The following is a 17425-nucleotide window of genomic DNA, read 5'->3' as shown; positions in this document are numbered from 1 at the left end:
CCCCTCTTCTCCAAAGAAAGGAGTGTATTCCTTGTTAGGTGAAATCGATTATAATTTGAAACCAGTCAAACCTCAATATTTCATCGCTAAACCCAATCGCGAGATTATAGGTAAACTGAGTGAAGCATACAATGTAAGTCGAACCAATAAATTAAATGATATCGATGAACTCGATCTTACAGTTCCATATCAACTAGATGTTAACCATAAACTAATCAAAAATAAAAATATTAATAATCTTAAAGAACGATACTTATTAAAGGTGGTTACAGCTCGACAAACGGATTGGTTCATCATCAAAGAGATAAATGATAACGCCAGCGATTCAGAAACTTCAAAAACCATTCGTTGCGTGTCCTTAGCACATGAGTTAACAGATAAGGCCATTCGAATGTATTTAGGCGAGTCTATTCACGCAAGGCAAATATTAAACGATCTGACAGCTAACACGACCTGGACACCTGCTTATATCGATGCAGATTTCGAATTGACCTACAGAACTTTTGATTTCCCCTCCACTAATGTGCTTGATGCCATCTTTTCTGTCGCTGAAACTTATAACGCAATTGTACATTTTGATACGGATAAACGGGAACTAAGCCTGACAAAACCTGAATTAACAGGGTTAAATCGAGGGCTAACCTTTTCTTATGGCAAGTACTTAAACAGCTTAGGCAAGACTATACAAACTGATGAGATGGTTACCCGACTAACGGCCAACGGCAGTGAAGGATTAGGTATTCAGAAAGTTAACCCTACCGGTCAGAACTATATCGAGAACTTCGGTTATTTTATGTACCCTTTCGAAAGAGATGCTCAGCGCAATATTCTATCCTCCAGCCATCATATGAGTGATTCGTTGTGTCATGCCCTGCTCGACTACCAAGAACTCGTTGAAGCTCATTCGGGATTGTTCAACACCCATTATACGGAGCGTCAAAAGCTTCAGAATCAATTAATTCAGCTAGAAGGTGATCTTGATCGTCTAAAGCGAGATGAAGCTAACGTGACCAGCACCATGATTTCGCTTCAATTCGATGGCAAGATGTTTTTCGAGAAGTATGGACATCAAGGTTCGAGTCAGAGATCCTTTGTCATTAATCAAACCTATGCTTATGCAGTCATGATCAAAGTGGATAACACAGCCGGTGTGTCCGTGAGTCTTGATGGACAAACAAGGTCTACAATTTCTAATCAGTGGGTGCTTCTCGGGAAGATTAAAGATCAATCGAGCACGCAAGTAGCAATTAACGGTGGGAGTACAGGTGTTTTTATACAGTTAGTTAACATCAGTCTTGGAGAATTCAATACTAACAATAATGATGCTGCTATTGTTGATCGATATAGCCTGGATCATAAAGAAAATCAGGTGAAACTAAAGGAGCTTGAGATTAGTTCTATTACCGCTACAATCCAACAGATTAACAATGAAATCGATATTCTTCAAACGAGGCTTACTGCCGAGAATAATTTTACTCCGGAACAGCTTCAGGAGCTGAATTATTATGTTATTGAGCGAGAGTTTAACGATGATACCTACGTAGATGAACAAGACCTATATCAAGCAGCGTTAGAAAAGTTCAAAGAGTTACAGCAGCCTCAATTATCCATAGATATCGATATCGTCAATTTTCTCGAAATTGTGGAAGAACAACGAAATTGGAATAAACTTCAGCTTGGTGACTTCGTCAACATCAAATATGAGCCTACGAACACTTATGTAACAGCTAGAATAACTGAGATTGCTTACAACTACGAAAATTCCAACATCAATCTGACTCTTTCCAACGCCAAAAGCGTGAATGATGAATCCACCCGAATCGAGAAATTCCTTAATGATGCCAAAAATACAGCTGTTGTAGTCGATCTCAATAAGACCAAATGGAGTAAGGCGGTCGTCGATACCTCAGAGATGAGCAAACTGTTTGATAACTTTTGGAACAAAGTGACGAACGACATTAATATGGCATCGAATGAATTCGTTACGATTGACCGAAAAGGCATTACGATTATTGATCCCAATGACCCCCTCCGATTTTTGAGAGCTACACATGGTGTATTGGGTTTAACTCGCTCAGGTGGACTCCGGTACGAGACCGCAATTTCCGCAGATGGAGTAATTGCAGAAATGGTATTAGGGAAGATTATCCTTGGTTCAAGAGTTGTGATTGGTGACGATGACGGCATATTTACTATCGAGGGACCAAAACTAACCATTCAGGATCGATGTGAGCGTGAAGTTTTGAAACTTGGTCTTCTCTCTGAAAGACCAGACATATTTGGTATGTATGTAAATCGATATGCCTCCCCTGACTGCAGTAATAAAACTATTACCAATGTAACAGGAATGAATAATGACAGAGGTTTTTACATCGATAAAATCCGAAATGGTATCACTTCCAACGTCTTTGGACTATCTCAGGATGGGAACCTGCGCCTAAGAACAGGTGATAACAATGAGGTAATGATAGTAGATCAAAATGGTCTGGGATTGGGCTCGGAAACATGGGCATTAGCGCCTTTCCGTGTTAATTATAAAGGCGAAGCATGGTTAGAATCGTTGTGGGCTACTAACGCTTACATTCAAAACTCAAAGTTTATAAACGGTGCTATTGAAGGTTCTTCTCTCACTCTGCGTGATGCTGGTGGAGTAATGAAGATGTTCCCTCGCATTGGATTTTGGGCTGGATTAAATGCAGAAGATCCAATTGATGCATCCATTTATATCACTATGGATGGTAAATTGCTTATGAAAGGGCCCAATGGACAATTCTTTATCAATACCCAAGATGGATACGTTGATTTTAACGGTATGGATGTTCGAGGAATTGGAGCTATTGACGCTGAGCTTCTTGCGGCAAATATGCTTTCTGTACAAGACGGTATCATCTCAAACCTTACTGCTGGCAAACTATCTACTTTAACGAAGACGGCACTTGATGACTGGTCAGACTATATTCGGATCGAGGGAAATAGTATAAAGTTCATTACAGGTAAAGTGAAGCCTGGAAGCGGAATACACAAAAAACTCCCCGATAGTCGTCCTTTATATTGGGTCTCTGCAGAACAAACAGGGCTAATGAGCGTTGAACCTACGGCATGGCCTGTGTTGGTTTATGATATGGATGAAAAGATTAAGGAAGATAAAACATTTATCGGAAGCGGTAGTAGTGCATTTCCTGTAACCATGTCTGGTGAAGGCGATGGCATGAAAAAATTCGATTCGAACAATCCAATTGATCCTAGTATGACTGGAAAGAATATGTCAGGCAGAGGATTCTTGTCAAAGCCTAACGGCTCTTATGATATGCTTTACTTCTCTTCAAATTATGGGCGTGAAAGAAGCATGAGGTTAAGAGATGACGAAATCACAGTTGTCTCAGAGGCAGGAAAATTTAATGCAAAAAGTAAAGACTTTAACTTCATAGTAGACGGTGGGACTTACAAAATAGGTCTCACTAATGGAACGATTTTCGAAGTATCGCCTACCGGTGTAAATATGGATGTTCAAGGGAATATTGACATTAAGGCTACAGGGACTGTTACTATAAACGGTCAGCAAATTAAACTTAATTAAACTATCTCAAAGCCGATAATTAAGTAAACGTCTGATCAAGGGAAAAAGCCAATTGATTTAACTAGTAAGAATTCTGCCGAGAAAATAGATTTAGAATCTTACATGATGTAAAGGAGGGACTAAATGCCCGGAGTAGCATTTGACGGATCAGCAACATCACAATCTACAAAAAGCGGTCATGTTACTTATGAAATATGGGACTATAAGAAGGTGCAAGATAGGTACTGTACCAGTACTGATCCAGATACTGGAGCTTGTACTCATTGGGAACCTGATAAGTATGATTGGGTTTTCACCACCAGTGGCAGTACGGGAGCACTTATTACAGGTAATGGAGTTGTCAGTACAAGTTCGAATGTTTATGTGAATGGGCGTTCTGCTGCAACAGTTGGCGACACAGTTCCTGATAGTTGGGTGGCAAGTCCACCTGTCCCCTCAAATACTGCCACTAGTGAATATAGAAACGTAAAACCTGAAACCTCAGGTAATGGAACTGGTAGAGTCACTGTTGGTAGTTCAAATGTGTTCGTTAACGGAAAGCCATTGGCCCATGCTGGTTCCAGTGTAACTACAGGTTTAGGAACAACGACTTCCATTTCCTCGGGCAGTAGCAATGTATTTGTAAATTAATATGTAAAAGAGAGGCCGTTCTATAATAGGCTGCCTCTTATTATTATGGTATAATTACCCATAACAACAGAATGGCTAATATGGGCGGTCGGCTAGTCTCCTGCAAAGGAGGTGATGCCTGTGGAGGTTAAAGATGCTTTGACATTAATGATTCAATTCGGTTCGCTGCTAGTCACGCTTATCGGGTTGGTCGCAACGATTGTCATTGCACTACACCAAAGCAAAAAGAAATAGGCCGCCCGTGCTAGGGTGACGACCTATTTCAGATCCCAATACAGCCTACCGCCCTTAAAAGCGGCTGTTGTCAAGGAGTGGAGATGTTAGCGCATCTTCGCTCCTCTTTATTATATACATATTGTACCATAATATTACCCTGTTTCAAGCATTGCTAATCCGGGAAAGTCCAAAAGTCCATAAGGGTTAAAGTTAACAAAATTGTAGAGCGTCTTTGATGGGCGTTCTTTTTGTATTTAAGGAGGTGGTAAAAATAACTATATGCGATTCATTATACTTCTCATATGCTGGAAAAAAATCAGTTGACTTCGGAATCATCAACGTAAACATAAGCTCAGGCATGCAAGAAGAACCCCTAGGTGCGTCTAGGTCAATCCAAGAAGTGTCCATCCGTGGTCGAGATCGTCCCTATTTTCAAGATATAAAGAAAGAAACTTTGCAATTTAAGGTTTCATTTGCTTTTGAGGATGTATGGGATACCCAAAAAATTCGTGAAGTCGCTAGATGGCTAACGGATCACGACTATTATCAGGAATTCTACTTTACCAATGAAATAGGACGAGATCCTGAAAAAATTTACTATGCTTTATTTGTAGATGATCCCGTTTTAGTCCATAACGGATTAAAGCAAGGTTACATAACGTTGACCGTTCGTTGCGACAGTGCTACTGCATACTCCCCCACCATGACCTCACGTTTATATCAATGGGACGACCGAACTATTACTCAAAAAGTAACAGACTTTTCACTCGGTGAAAAAAAATCTATCGTTCTGGACTCAAACGGATATCTTGTCTTAAACCCACATCGTCCACGCTGGATTGATTACCCTTCTCCAATGAAGTGGTATGAACTAAACCCTTAAGAAAGGAGTATGAAATGGCTAAGACAACAACTAAACTTTCGCTAATCAAACCGGAATATAGCGATGAAATTGAACACACTATTAGCGCACTGGCAGAGAACTTTCAAAAATTAGATGATGATTCCAAAACCTATGTTAACACTCCTCCCACTTCAGGCGTTTGGCCTTCCAAACTTATCTTGCATGCCAACCAGCTATCCATTGGTGGGTACTTAGGTTGGGTAAATATCAGAGCTGGCACTGCAGCACCTATATGGGAAAGATTAAAATCATACAGCAACGGGTCGCATATTGTCCCCAAAAAAGATAACGGACATTATTACACCTGTATTCAGACGGGTTACTCTGGTTTGACTGAACCCATTTTCCCAGTATCCAATGGCGGAGAAGTTCAAGATACTCGCGGCGCTAACCAATGGAATTCTAACCATTACTACAATGTCGATGATATTGTGTTTCCTCTGCTAGATAACGGACGTTTCTATGTATGTATCCAGGCTGGTGAATCAGGGGACGTTGAGCCTAATTGGATTACCGTAGATGGTGCGACAACCTATGATAAAAACGCAGTTTGGGCGAGTTATCGCATTGCTAGGTGGAAGGAAAGCGGAACTGCAGTCCACTTTCGTCCCTTCGGCAAAATAGAATAGAGGCGATACATTGGCTAATTGGCTATCAATCATAAACTTACAAGGAATGTACACGTCACCTGCTCAGTCTTTGCCCCTAATTGCTGACGGAGTTTTAAGTAAAATATCTTGGGAAATGGAACAACCCCTGGAAAGTCAGATCGTGGTTCAAACCAGAGTCTCTAAAAATGGTTATGAGTGGTCGGAATGGAGGAATTGTCTAAACGGTGGGCAAGTTCCAGACCTTAATGAAGATTCTCATCTAAACAATGCAAAGTTTATGTTTCGGGTCCTTATACGTTCTACCTCATATCATATCATCCCGAAATTTAAGCATATCACCTTTGAATTTGAACCTGTTCTGGTGTTCGATAACAAAGGGGATCTTCATTGTAAACCAGAAATATGGATCACCAAAAAAGAAAATGGCGATTTCAGTATCCAAAATTTGACCCACAATTTAGATGAATTCAAATTTACGGATCTCATTCATGATGAGACGATCTACGTTAACAATGAAACAGAAGATATCGAAACATCTCTCCCCGTAACTTATCGTTACTCCAATTTCAATGACCACTATCTAAGTTTCCCATTGGGCAAAAATATACTTCGTATAAAAGGAAAAGCGGATATTCGATTAAGATATCAATTCAAAATGATCTAACATGGAGGTGATTAATTGCCCAATTTAATAACCCAATTACAGTACAATGATCCCCTTACGATTATTGCAAGAAATGGTACACCTGAAGATCCATATAAAGACCGCTCGGATTCACTGCCCGTCATTAATGGACTCATTACCCTTCTAGAAATCCCCTCCCTTGCTGACAAAGTTCTCATTGCAGGAATGAATGAAATCGATCAAGAAATTTTCGAGCAGCGTAAAAAACTCGAGCCTCATGAATTTCTAGTTAATTATTCAATTGGCTCGATTCAAATTCACCCTTCCTTAGAGGGCAGAACACTTTTATGTCGCTACAAAGGCCGAGGATTGATTATGTATCCTGCTAGCCGAATTTATGCATTGGTTAGTCGAAATCCAGATGTCGTCATCACCTTGCAAGATTACATCATGGAGATCGAGAGAAAACTTGCTGAAAATCAATCGCTGATCGGCAGAGTCGAACAGTTAATTAGTGAAACAAGACTTGTCATTGAAGAGTCGAAAAAATCAACTGACAATGCAAATCGTGCTGCCGAGGAAGCTGATCGTGCAAGAGACAAGGCGCTCGATGCCTACGAGACAACAAGACTTGTATTTAAACCACCCGTAGCTGATATGAAAGAACTTTATGCAACATATCCCTATCCTTCTGTTGGTTGGACTGTGCAAACCTATAAAGACGGTGTTCGGTATCGTTTTGATGGAAGTGATTGGATTCCCATTGATATCTTTGGCGAGAATCTCCAACCCGTCAATGAATTTAGAGACGGATTGATGACTGTTGCGGAACACCTCAAACTGAAATCCTTTCCCGTGGACCTCAAGGATCGAATCATTGTTTTCTGTCTTCCCTCGTATATTTTCCAGGGGGTTCAAGAAATTATTGTCCCTTTTGATTTTGATGGAGAGATTGTATCCATAAAAGCCATTTGTAAAGTACACGGGGATACTGAGACTGAGATCGGTATTGAAAAAAGCAGGAATATTATCGATTGGACCAGTATTTTACACAGCAATTTGTACTTTCGTGCTTTGAGTAATTTTGATGATAAAACCGTTTCCGTCGCTTCGCCAAAGGTTGATAAAGGGGATGTGTTCAGAATTAACGTCATAAAATCAGGCGTTAATATTCAAGGAATTACGATTGAAATCAAAATAAAAATATAAAGGAGATTTATATATGCCTACACCGGTAATAACATGGATGAATAGTACTCACACACAGCAAGTAACGGCTCCCTTTGATTTTGGAGTTATTGATGCTGGAGACTTAAGTCCACCGTACACCTTCAACATCTGGAATAACAAAGGTGAAGCAACGGATGTCTCCACCATGGAAGACTGCACCATCACCACCCGAGACATGTCTGGTGGTTTAGGAAATACAGTGGGTAACGAAGTAGAAGTTGTGAAAAACAATTGGTTTCATGCACAGGTGGATTCTTTGCAAGAAACGGATTTGGGTCAGCCTACATCAATCATCGGAAAAGACTTCTCAAAGCCGATTGGAACCACAGGAAAAACAACAAAGGACCATACGGGAGCAACATACCCTACCCCATTTACGCCAGCTGCGAAAGAGATTCTTGGAGTAAACAATAATGGTGATCCAACAGACGCTGCCGGAAATTACGCAACTGTCACATTGCAAGCGGCTGTTCCTCTGGATGCAAAAAGTGGTAAACAGCAGTTTAAAGTCAGAGTTTCGTATCGTTATGTATAATCCATAATTTTATATGTTAGGTTTTAGACAGGTACATTCGTGCCTGTCTATTTTTTATGCTCACAATACAATGGAGGGTAATTCATGATATTAGGAAATAGGCAGTTTAACCGTTCTCCCGTACACAATCAATCCTTTATTTGGGTTGCAGACTATTATGACAACACCTATCTATCAGAATTCAGTTTTGATACCCATAAAAGCAATAGTTTTTATGATATACAGCGAGAAAAACTTATTCAATTGGGCTTGATTGGATCGGGTTCTCAAGTTTACTTTGATGTTGCGAATGGCATCTTCTCGATCAACGGTCATCGGATTATGGTTTCTTATAAAACAGACACTCAAGAGTATCCCCTTACAGGAAGAACCATTTTGTATAACGACATCATTACCTACAAAGAAGCCGTATCGGATGCTGATTTTATTACCAAAAGAGCAGCAAACGGCCGATTCCAACACGCTATAACGTCATTTAATATCGGATACAAAAAGAAAATGGAGCTCGAAGGAGTAAACATTAACTTTCAAAATATATTAACCATTCCTTGCAATGAAGCCCTTTATCTGCAAATTAAAATCTCCGCTGACCAAGATCTAAATGGTTCTCTAATCATTCGAAGAGATGGATTCATCGTTGATAAAATTGAGGCTCCTCTGATTAAAGAGATGGCAGGCATTATCAATTGGGAAATTAAATAGAGAGGTGAAATGAGTATGAATAACTTTTATGTGGACGACTATAAAAGAGTTTGGGGGAACACATCAATTAATGGCGAGATCGATATCATCCTTGGTACAAACGATGTATTGAATGTGTTTACAGACACTGAATCGTATACGCTTACCCTACCTCCACGCAAATACACGACCGAGTATCAAACCAACGTTTCCGATCTAGTTGAGGAAGTTAATCGTCAAATTTCTTTAAGTCCCCTCCCTATTGAAGCGCTGCTGGGGGGCTTCCACAAGGATCAAAAATATAATGTCGTTGTTCTTAGAATGACGAATGGTAAAGATATTGCAGATTTATCGGGTTCGTTCTTTGATAACTACTTTGCGTAATGGCATCTGTAATGAGGTGAGATAACATGGCTACTCAAGAAATCGGCATACCTATAGATTTAACAATAGGTGAATTTGATAAATTAATATATAAAAATAACGCCCTGCAGTTGATCGACATTGCTACGGATGATAATCAAAATTCTGTCTTAGTTGATTCGGGATCGTGGATTTCTGAACCAATCTGGATAAAAGATAAGATAACTTCATTTAAACGTGTATCCAAAACCATAAATGTTAAAGGAAATGGCTCCTATAAAATCTTTACCTCCTCCTCTCCCGATCAAACTTCCTGGTCCCCCTGGGAAGAAATAAATTACGTTGACGGAAGCATCGCAAGCCCTCCCGATCATTATGCAAAAATCAAAATTGAAGTGTTTGCTCATAAAACCAACGCCACATTTACCGTAGATGATTTTAATATTCCAGATAAATATTCGAATCCTTTTATAAATAGTTCCGAGGGTATCTTAGAACTAAAAACACAATATCCTCTTGTTGGTACACAGGATATGAATTGGAATAATCCAGGAGAACTCTTCATCACGAAAATCAATAAATCAAAATATATGGCCATCAACAAAATCGAGGTGATATAGATGGCAATGCCTGCAACGACTGGACAATTGAGAACGAGAATTCAAGATATGCAGATTGGTGATTACATCTATGGTTACTATGACAAATCTACCTCAAGTTGGGGAGCAGGACAACAAAAAGGTGTAGAGTTCCCAGTCACTGGGATGCCAGCGTCTACTTTTGACACGGGATTTTTTTATTACGTTAAAGTATACACAGGACTTCTAGTTGCTGATCGTATTGTTCAAAGTACTCAATCTTGGGACACCTTAAATGGATCAAGCAGAGTTATACAAGGAAGACCTGAAGTGTTCGATGGTGTAAGTGGAATTTTTCGTTCCCTTACTGGAGGAGTTGCTTATGCAGATGTCAATGGGAATAGATCAACAACCGACACGAGCCTTGGCGGATGGCCCGAAAATAATGAATTTGATAGTTATATCACTAACTTCCGTGTGGATAAGATTCAGCAAGGGAGAACAATAAATGATGTTTTCCATCATGACACAATGTACACATGGGTTCAGGATACACCTATTCTTTCAATTACAGATAGTGCAAAGAGAATCTATAGGGGAGTTAATAGCATTGGTATAAGATGGATAACGAACGCCTCATCATTTTCCAATGCTACTGTAGGTTTTCGCCCAGTATTTGAATATAAGGAGGTGTAAGTTTTGGCAACTATAGGACAAGCATTAACAGCACCTGAGAGTGGTTGGAAGAGGATGAATGCTGATCACCCACTGTTCTCATACAAGGGATCATGGACAACGCAAACTAATGCTGCGTACTCGGGCGGGATAAATAAATATTCAAGTACCCTAAATGATAGCATTTCATTTACGTTTAGAGGAACGAAATTAAGATATATCGGGCAATACAATACTACTTCTAAAACACCGGTATCCATTTCGATTGACGGTGCAACAGAGCAAATAAATTTTCTCTCTAATAGATTGATTAATTCGGTATTAGTTTATGAAAAGACTGGATTGACCGAAGGTAATCATACTGTCGTTTTAACTTTTAATGCCACCAACGAGTATCAGTCCATACAGGGCATTGATATTGATTCAACGGGTCGTATGCTTCATCCAGATGAAGTCACAGACATTAAAGACCTTGCGATTGGCAAGCGAATCCGATGCAACTACTCTGCTCTTCCCGGCTTTACAGGAACTTTCAGTGGCCTTGGAGAGGAAAGCGCGGAGTTTATTCCAGTTTCAGGTTCGGTTAATCCTAGTGGCGACTTCTATTTTATTATGGTGGAAGACTTTAATAAAAAGAAAATATTAATTGCTGATCGAAATATCCAACATTCGATTTCATGGGACACTCTTAATAGCGCTGGTATGGTTAGTGGACTTCAAATGCCCACGAACCCATTCAAAAAGTTCTTATCAGGATATGAGAATGATGAGGTTCAAGTTTCAGATAACGGCTTCATCTCTGGTGCTAACGGAGACTATAATGGTTGGAAAGCGCTAGATGGAAAAAACGGTAACGGAGATAAGTGGGCAAATTCAGTTTCTGCAAATAACCCAGCCGAATTAACCATAAAGTTTAAGAAGAGTAGCCCTATAATTAACAGCTTCACAATCACACCCCCTCCAATAAATTCAGCAGCTTCAGTTGATCATCCGAAACATTTTAAGCTACAAGCTTCTGAGGATGGGAGTAGTTGGGTTGATTTATTTGAACATACAACAGGGATTGGTGCAACGAGAACAAGATTTACTTTCAACAACCAACATGCTTATTCTTATTATCGTTTCACAGTTCTTTCTACAAATGGCGGTCCTCAAGTGCAAATTGGTGAAATTGAATTTGAAAGCGAAATTATGCAGAGCAATATTGAAACAAAAATTCGTCTTCTTACAGGTGGAACTAAAAGCGGAGATCAGGATAATGAATGGGATAACTACATCGTTAATTCTACTCTAAATGGAAAAATTACAGCAGGTGACACTGCAGTTTGGAATTGGGGTATTTTTTCGTGGAGTTCTACAACAACAACAGGGACCGGTAGATCAAGGAGAGGACAAAATACATCAAGTGGATTTTCGGAATCATCGACTAACACAGCTATTACTGGCATTGGTTTTCGTCCAGTCCTTGAACTAAAAGCGAATTTCCGAATTAAATCGTTGATTTTATCAAATGGTGAATACCAAAAGCTGAAAAATTCCTATACAGTAACAGAGAGAACTGCAACCCCGATAAATATTGTAATGACATCGAATAGTACCCCATCACCGTATGTTGTAAGTGCTTCAAGTGCTGACCCTAATTATCCTGCATACTTGGCATTCGATGGAGTAAATGCTACCGTAACAGATTGCTGGGTATGTCCGTCTTATACTGGTTGGCTTAAAATCGACTTGGGCACCCAGATAGCAGTTGGAAATTATGAGATTGAAAAAGGATACAGATTCGTAGATGATGCCCCAAAAGAATGGACTTTTGAAGGTAGTAATAATGATGCAGACTGGACCATACTAGACACTCAAACCAATCAAATTAATTGGACTAAGGGAGAAAAAAGATCGTATATGATTGCTAACCCAATGAGTTTCAGGTACTACAGGGTGAGTGTGGTTACCAGTGAAAACAGTGCCTATTTAACAATAGGTGCATTAAACCTATTGGAGTATGGGACCGTAACTAAGACAGTAAACGCATTATTTTGGGAAACTGTATCGACAACACTACCTGCTTTGGATACCTTTATTAGTGAAGGAATGGACAACCTTTCTATTCTTAATAGAAAACTTACAACAGTAACAATTCCAATGAATGATAATACTGCTTCAGGTGTGTCCCTAGGAAAAGGAAAAATGTTTAAGGAACGAATCGATCTAAATAAGTATATCGATATCAAAAAGATCAATGTGAAGTAGCGCATGCTGCTCTACTTCTTTTGTTTTAATAAAAGAACGGTTTTATTAAGAATGGAAGGTGAGATAAATGGCTTATTTATCAACTGTTAATGCAATACCTGCAATGACTTCAAACACAACGCCCAGCGGCATTGCCAGTGCTGTTTCCTCATTCAACGCTGCTACAAACCCGTTTGTAGCTTTTAATAGGGTTCAGAATACGTCAGGTTGGACAACCAATACACTAGTTGATTGTTGGATACAGTATGAGTTCCCAACACCCAAAATGATAAGACGGTATTCCATCAAGAGTGATGGTTATCCTCTAAGAACACCTAAAGATTGGAGATTGCTAGGGTCTAATGATGGTGTCACTTGGACCACCCTTGACAACAGAGTGAATCAGACCTCGTGGGGAACATGGGCAACTCGGTATTTTGATTTTCCGAATGAAACTGAGTATAAAATGTATAGAATTAATATCATTGCGAATAACGGTGATACTGGTGCTAACTCTATTGATGAGATTGAGATGTTTGAATACTTCTATGACCATAAAATCTTACTTTTAAATGATGGTAAATTAAATTCTGTTGTTCAACCATATTATTCAGATAATTTAATTCCCAATATGACAGGAGATAAAGCCCCATCAGGCGTTGTAGACTCTAGTGGTAGTACAACAGCGAGTTATCCAGCGTATTACGCATTTAACGAGACGGTAAATTATAACTGGATTTCATCTGCGCCATTCCCTCAATGGATTAGTTATGAATTTCCACAGCCTACACAAATTAATAAATATGAACTTACGAATGGCACGGGGAGCTTTACAAATAGATATCCTATTGATTGGAACTTTGAAGGAAGCGATGACCGAATAACATGGACAGTTCTACATGAAAGAAGAAATGAAACTTGGACAGCAACAGAGAGTAAGCAATACACATTCCAAAATTCAAAGAAATATAAATATTACCGTCTTATTGTAAGCAGAGGAAATGATACTACAGTAGCCGTAAATCGCCTTAAAATGTATCAAGGCTATGGCGCGGCTTTAATAGTATTAGATAAAAACAGTGCATCAGAAGGAGACTTCTTAACCAATGGAATGGGAAATGGGATAGAACTGGACTACGTTTTTGATAAGATTAACAGTACCAGCTATATCAGTACCCAACTCGGTTCAGGAAAGATCTTCGAGAAATCTATTGATCTGTCAAAGAGGAAGATCAATAAGATAAAATTATAAAATGTTGTTGTAGTTGTATTTGAGAAACAGCGATCCATGCTGTTTCTTTTGTTTTGCTTAAAAGAAATGTTTTATTTAGGAAAATGAAGATAGGAAGGTGAGAAAATGGCTACAGTTAGTACAGTTAATGCAATACCTAAAATGACTTCCAATACTGCTCCGAGTGGTATTGTGAGTGCAAGTAGCTTTAACGCTTCTGGGCAAGACCCTTGGAAGGCTTTTGATAGTATAGCAAATACGAACTGGAGGTCAAAAAATGGTGATCCTTTACCTCAATGGTTATCGTATGAATTTACTAGTCCTATTATTATATCTGCATATAAGGTTACGGTTGGAAGTACTTTTAGCTACACACCAAAATCTTGGACATTTGAAGGAAGTAATGATGGTTCTAATTGGACTGTACTAGATACCAGAAGTAATGTAACTAATTGGACGCTTTCATCATTTCAGTTATTTGATTTCTTCAATATGACAGCCTACAAAGCTTACAGAATAAATATAACAGAAAATAACGGTGGTACGTTTACAGATCTATTAGAACTAGAAATGTATGAAATTATATTCGACAGTAAATTCTTGATTTCATCGGGGAATGGAAAACTTTACAGTTTGAAAAACGCTGAATATACTTCAAATTTAATACCTGTAATGACTTCAGATACAACTCCTGCTGGATCAGTAAGTGGATCAAGCAAATTTAGTGGATATGAATTCTTTAGGTGTTTCGATGGCAGTAATGATAATAGTTGGCAGTCTTCTGATTATTCATTACCCCAATGGGTTGCCTATGAATTTTCCGGAAAACAAAAAATCAATCGCTACTCTTTGGTTCCGAGATTCATCGATAGAATGCCATCAGATTGGACTTTTGAAGGATGGGATGGGAGTTCTTGGGTTGTTTTGGATACAAGAACGGGTATTGTAAATTGGACTCAAGGGGTTCCTCAATATTTTGAATTCATTAATTATGATTTTTATATTAAATATAGAATTCATATAACCAAAGCTCAAAGACTTGGTATCTATACAAATATTGGTGAAATGACTATGGAAAGCTTGATTCCCGCTGACTTATTGGAAATCCCAAATACTGATGAGCAAAGTTTTATCAATCATGGATTAATAAAAGATTTTGAAGTTGATTTGAATGGGCGAATAGATAATAGAGTTCTTATAGAAAATGTTACAACAACATTAGGGACAGGTAAGGTTTTCAAGAGGACTATCGATACATCAAAGATACCAGTAAAGAATATATCGATAAAATGATTGTTTTAGGAAGGAGTGTGAAGTCATTTGCAATATAATAGTATAATTCCTGCTATGAAATCTGACGCACAGGATGGATTTAGTTTAAGTTTTCAGGGGTTTGGTAGTATAAATACAACATTATATAATGGGGTAGATGGTGATAGCACCACTTATTTTAGAAGTAATGCTAGTCCTAGATTACCAGAGTATTTCATAGTCTCTTTTCCAAAGAAACATAAAATTGGAAGGTATAGTATTGAAGCGAGATATTCTAATTATAGAATTCAGGAATGGGAATTCCAAGGTTTAATAAATGGAAATTGGGTAACATTGCATACTGGTAGCAGAACTGATGTACCAGATAAAATAACATATGATTTTTCACCAACTATAGTTGAAGGTGTCAGAATAAAATGTAATAGTCGCTATGGTGTAAACTCTTGGCAGTTTGGCGAACTAGAAGTTTATGAGGTAGTTACAAGCAAAACGCTAATTAAAAATAAAGACAGATTTTATAAATTCAATAACCAAACAAATATATGGGAAGAATTATTGTCAGAACCTCAGGAAGTAGACTATATACAATACGGCATAGACGATATATCAATAGTTCCAGAGTCAGCTTGGTCATATTTTACTGATGATATCGAATTGTGCTATTATACCGACGATACAAATAAAACAGAAGTTTTGTTCAGTATCAAGACTGAACCATTCACGCTTGCGGAGGAATGGGAAGACCAGACAATTAAGATAATTGAATACTCTGATGGTCCTTATAAAACGGAGTCCACGATCCTACTTGAAACAGAGAAATTTTATTATGATGATGAGATTAAGGGCAGTGTTGATGTTTTATACTACACTGACGATCCCCGAAAAACAAGTTCTGAAATGGAACTTACAGCTAACTACAGTCCGCTCGATGAATTGAACGGTGACTTTGACATTGTTTCATGGACAGATAAAGAGGACATTGACGAGTTTAAAATAAATATGTCAGCCCTTCCCTTTTCCCAGCTCATTATCCAGGACGAAGATTTTCAGGTTTATGGTGACTTGCAACAAATACTCATTCATAAGATATCCAATCAAGGATCAATTAAGATTCTACTTTCTTTTGATGGGGGTAGAACGTGGGAATATTACAAGTTTAACGAATGGCGATCCATCGATATAACTAACGAGGATTTGATTCGAAATAAAGCTATGGATATTAACTCATTAACCGGTCTGACGATGAACGATTTTAGCAAGAAAGGAAAAAACAAAATACGAATAGCGTATTATCTTGATGATAACATTCGGCAACAGGAATACACCAAGATAGATAATTTGAAGATTGTTTCGAATGCCCCGATCGAGGATGTTAAGTTTACCGATGTTGCTTTCTACTTACTGAATACACTCGCCACGATCCAACTGACTTTTGGTGGAAATAAATTAATGGGCCAACTTGAAGATGCGGATCAAGGCAAAGTCCAGTATCGGGTGTTTCTAAACAATAAACCATACTATCCTTCCAATGGCGAATTTACCCCTATCGCCCCCTCCCCTATTGATATTAGCCTTAATATCTCAGAAAAAGATATATTATTTGGTCAGAATAATGATCTAACGGTTGAGTTTCAAGATGCTTGGGGACAATTAGATACTTGGTCCACTACATTCATTGGAACATATTCTGGCCTAATGTTTATGGATGAGACGGGGCAGTATTACTCCAATTCGTTTGGAGGCATCTTAAAGTACTTAGATTTTGGCATCGTTATCGCTGGACAAACTACCATGGAACAAAAGGTTATCGTAAAAAACCAGCTCGGGCAAGATGTACAGAATCTCATTTTAGAAGTTATGAAAGACCAACTTCCTCCAGGAGTAGAAGTGGAATTGTCTTATGACAATAAACCGGTATTTGTTCCTGAGGACTATTTGCTCTTTAATAAATATATATACCCCAATGATGAAATGGAGTTCTATGTTCGTATAACAACATCTCTAACTGCTCCCCCTGCACCTAACGGACAGTTTGAAATTAGAGCTAAAGTAGATTCCGTATAATCTC

The 17425-nt window shown here is 38.6% G+C and carries 16 protein-coding genes; all 16 read left to right on the top strand.

Features of this window, described 5'->3' with window-relative positions; all coding sequences use genetic code 11:
- Window positions 1-31 precede the first annotated feature (31 nt).
- The 16 genes from RB297_RS00700 to RB297_RS00625 all read left to right on the top strand — a co-directional run bounded on the left by RB297_RS00700 (window position 32) and on the right by RB297_RS00625 (window position 17421).
- The gene (locus RB297_RS00700; RefSeq protein WP_375119464.1) at window positions 32-3577 is read left to right on the top strand and encodes a phage tail spike protein; all 3546 of its coding nucleotides are present in this window, start codon (window positions 32-34) and stop codon (window positions 3575-3577) included.
- Window positions 3578-3700: 123 nt separating this feature from the next.
- Entirely contained in the window at window positions 3701-4207 is a 507-nt protein-coding gene (locus tag RB297_RS00695; RefSeq protein ID WP_375119463.1) for a PAAR domain-containing protein, read from the top strand.
- 120 nt (window positions 4208-4327) lie between these two features.
- Complete coding sequence (locus RB297_RS00690; RefSeq protein WP_375119462.1) at window positions 4328-4441, top strand: putative holin-like toxin; 114 nt, start codon at window positions 4328-4330, stop codon at window positions 4439-4441.
- Window positions 4442-4658: 217 nt separating this feature from the next.
- Window positions 4659-5306: a phage tail domain-containing protein gene (locus RB297_RS00685; RefSeq protein WP_375119461.1), complete on the top strand. Its 648-nt coding sequence runs from the start codon at window positions 4659-4661 to the stop codon at window positions 5304-5306.
- 14 nt (window positions 5307-5320) lie between these two features.
- Window positions 5321-5956, top strand: a complete 636-nt coding sequence (locus tag RB297_RS00680; RefSeq protein ID WP_090910809.1) for a hypothetical protein — start codon at window positions 5321-5323, stop codon at window positions 5954-5956.
- Window positions 5957-5966: 10 nt separating this feature from the next.
- Window positions 5967-6602, top strand: a complete 636-nt coding sequence (locus RB297_RS00675; RefSeq protein WP_375119460.1) for a hypothetical protein — start codon at window positions 5967-5969, stop codon at window positions 6600-6602.
- A 15-nt stretch (window positions 6603-6617) separates the two neighbouring features.
- Entirely contained in the window at window positions 6618-7772 is a 1155-nt protein-coding gene (locus RB297_RS00670; RefSeq protein WP_375119459.1) for a hypothetical protein, read from the top strand.
- 13 nt (window positions 7773-7785) lie between these two features.
- Entirely contained in the window at window positions 7786-8328 is a 543-nt protein-coding gene (locus RB297_RS00665; RefSeq protein WP_090910812.1) for a hypothetical protein, read from the top strand.
- A gap of 84 nt (window positions 8329-8412) precedes the next feature.
- Window positions 8413-9030, top strand: a complete 618-nt coding sequence (locus tag RB297_RS00660) for a hypothetical protein (RefSeq protein ID WP_375119458.1) — start codon at window positions 8413-8415, stop codon at window positions 9028-9030.
- Window positions 9031-9045: 15 nt separating this feature from the next.
- Window positions 9046-9393, top strand: coding sequence for a hypothetical protein (locus RB297_RS00655; RefSeq protein ID WP_375119457.1), 348 nt, complete (start codon window positions 9046-9048; stop codon window positions 9391-9393).
- 26 nt (window positions 9394-9419) lie between these two features.
- Window positions 9420-9992 (top strand): hypothetical protein, encoded by a 573-nt coding sequence (locus RB297_RS00650; protein ID WP_375119456.1) that lies wholly within the window; start codon window positions 9420-9422, stop codon window positions 9990-9992.
- Window positions 9993-10646, top strand: a complete 654-nt coding sequence (locus RB297_RS00645) for a hypothetical protein (protein ID WP_375119455.1) — start codon at window positions 9993-9995, stop codon at window positions 10644-10646.
- A 3-nt stretch (window positions 10647-10649) separates the two neighbouring features.
- Window positions 10650-12875 (top strand): discoidin domain-containing protein, encoded by a 2226-nt coding sequence (locus tag RB297_RS00640; protein ID WP_375119454.1) that lies wholly within the window; start codon window positions 10650-10652, stop codon window positions 12873-12875.
- A 67-nt stretch (window positions 12876-12942) separates the two neighbouring features.
- The gene (locus RB297_RS00635; protein ID WP_375119453.1) at window positions 12943-14106 is read left to right on the top strand and encodes a discoidin domain-containing protein; all 1164 of its coding nucleotides are present in this window, start codon (window positions 12943-12945) and stop codon (window positions 14104-14106) included.
- 105 nt (window positions 14107-14211) lie between these two features.
- A complete protein-coding gene (locus RB297_RS00630) occupies window positions 14212-15378 on the top strand; it encodes a discoidin domain-containing protein (protein ID WP_375119452.1) in 1167 nt (388 codons plus the stop codon).
- A 27-nt stretch (window positions 15379-15405) separates the two neighbouring features.
- The gene (locus RB297_RS00625; protein WP_375119451.1) at window positions 15406-17421 is read left to right on the top strand and encodes a hypothetical protein; all 2016 of its coding nucleotides are present in this window, start codon (window positions 15406-15408) and stop codon (window positions 17419-17421) included.
- The last annotated feature ends 4 nt before the right edge of the window (window positions 17422-17425 follow it).

It is taken from the genome of Paenibacillus sp. CR_12 (assembly GCF_041953985.1).
GTDB classification, from domain to species: domain Bacteria; phylum Bacillota; class Bacilli; order Paenibacillales; family Paenibacillaceae; genus Paenibacillus_AQ; species Paenibacillus_AQ lautus_A.
The sequence above is the reverse complement of the archived record's forward strand: the minus strand, read 5'-3'. Positions and strand labels throughout refer to the sequence as shown.

Bases quoted from the DNA above. Each gene is read 5' to 3' on its own strand.
- RB297_RS00695 (WP_375119463.1), top strand. From the start codon at position 3,701: ATGCCCGGAGTAGCATTTGACGGATCAGCAACATCACAATCTACAAAA.
- RB297_RS00685 (WP_375119461.1), top strand. From the start codon at position 4,659: ATGGGCGTTCTTTTTGTATTTAAGGAGGTGGTAAAAATAACTATATGC.
- RB297_RS00680 (WP_090910809.1), top strand. From the start codon at position 5,321: ATGGCTAAGACAACAACTAAACTTTCGCTAATCAAACCGGAATATAGC.
- RB297_RS00665 (WP_090910812.1), top strand. From the start codon at position 7,786: ATGCCTACACCGGTAATAACATGGATGAATAGTACTCACACACAGCAA.
- RB297_RS00660 (WP_375119458.1), top strand. From the start codon at position 8,413: ATGATATTAGGAAATAGGCAGTTTAACCGTTCTCCCGTACACAATCAA.
- RB297_RS00655 (WP_375119457.1), top strand. From the start codon at position 9,046: ATGAATAACTTTTATGTGGACGACTATAAAAGAGTTTGGGGGAACACA.
- RB297_RS00650 (WP_375119456.1), top strand. From the start codon at position 9,420: ATGGCTACTCAAGAAATCGGCATACCTATAGATTTAACAATAGGTGAA.
- RB297_RS00645 (WP_375119455.1), top strand. From the start codon at position 9,993: ATGGCAATGCCTGCAACGACTGGACAATTGAGAACGAGAATTCAAGAT.
- RB297_RS00635 (WP_375119453.1), top strand. From the start codon at position 12,943: ATGGCTTATTTATCAACTGTTAATGCAATACCTGCAATGACTTCAAAC.
- RB297_RS00630 (WP_375119452.1), top strand. From the start codon at position 14,212: ATGGCTACAGTTAGTACAGTTAATGCAATACCTAAAATGACTTCCAAT.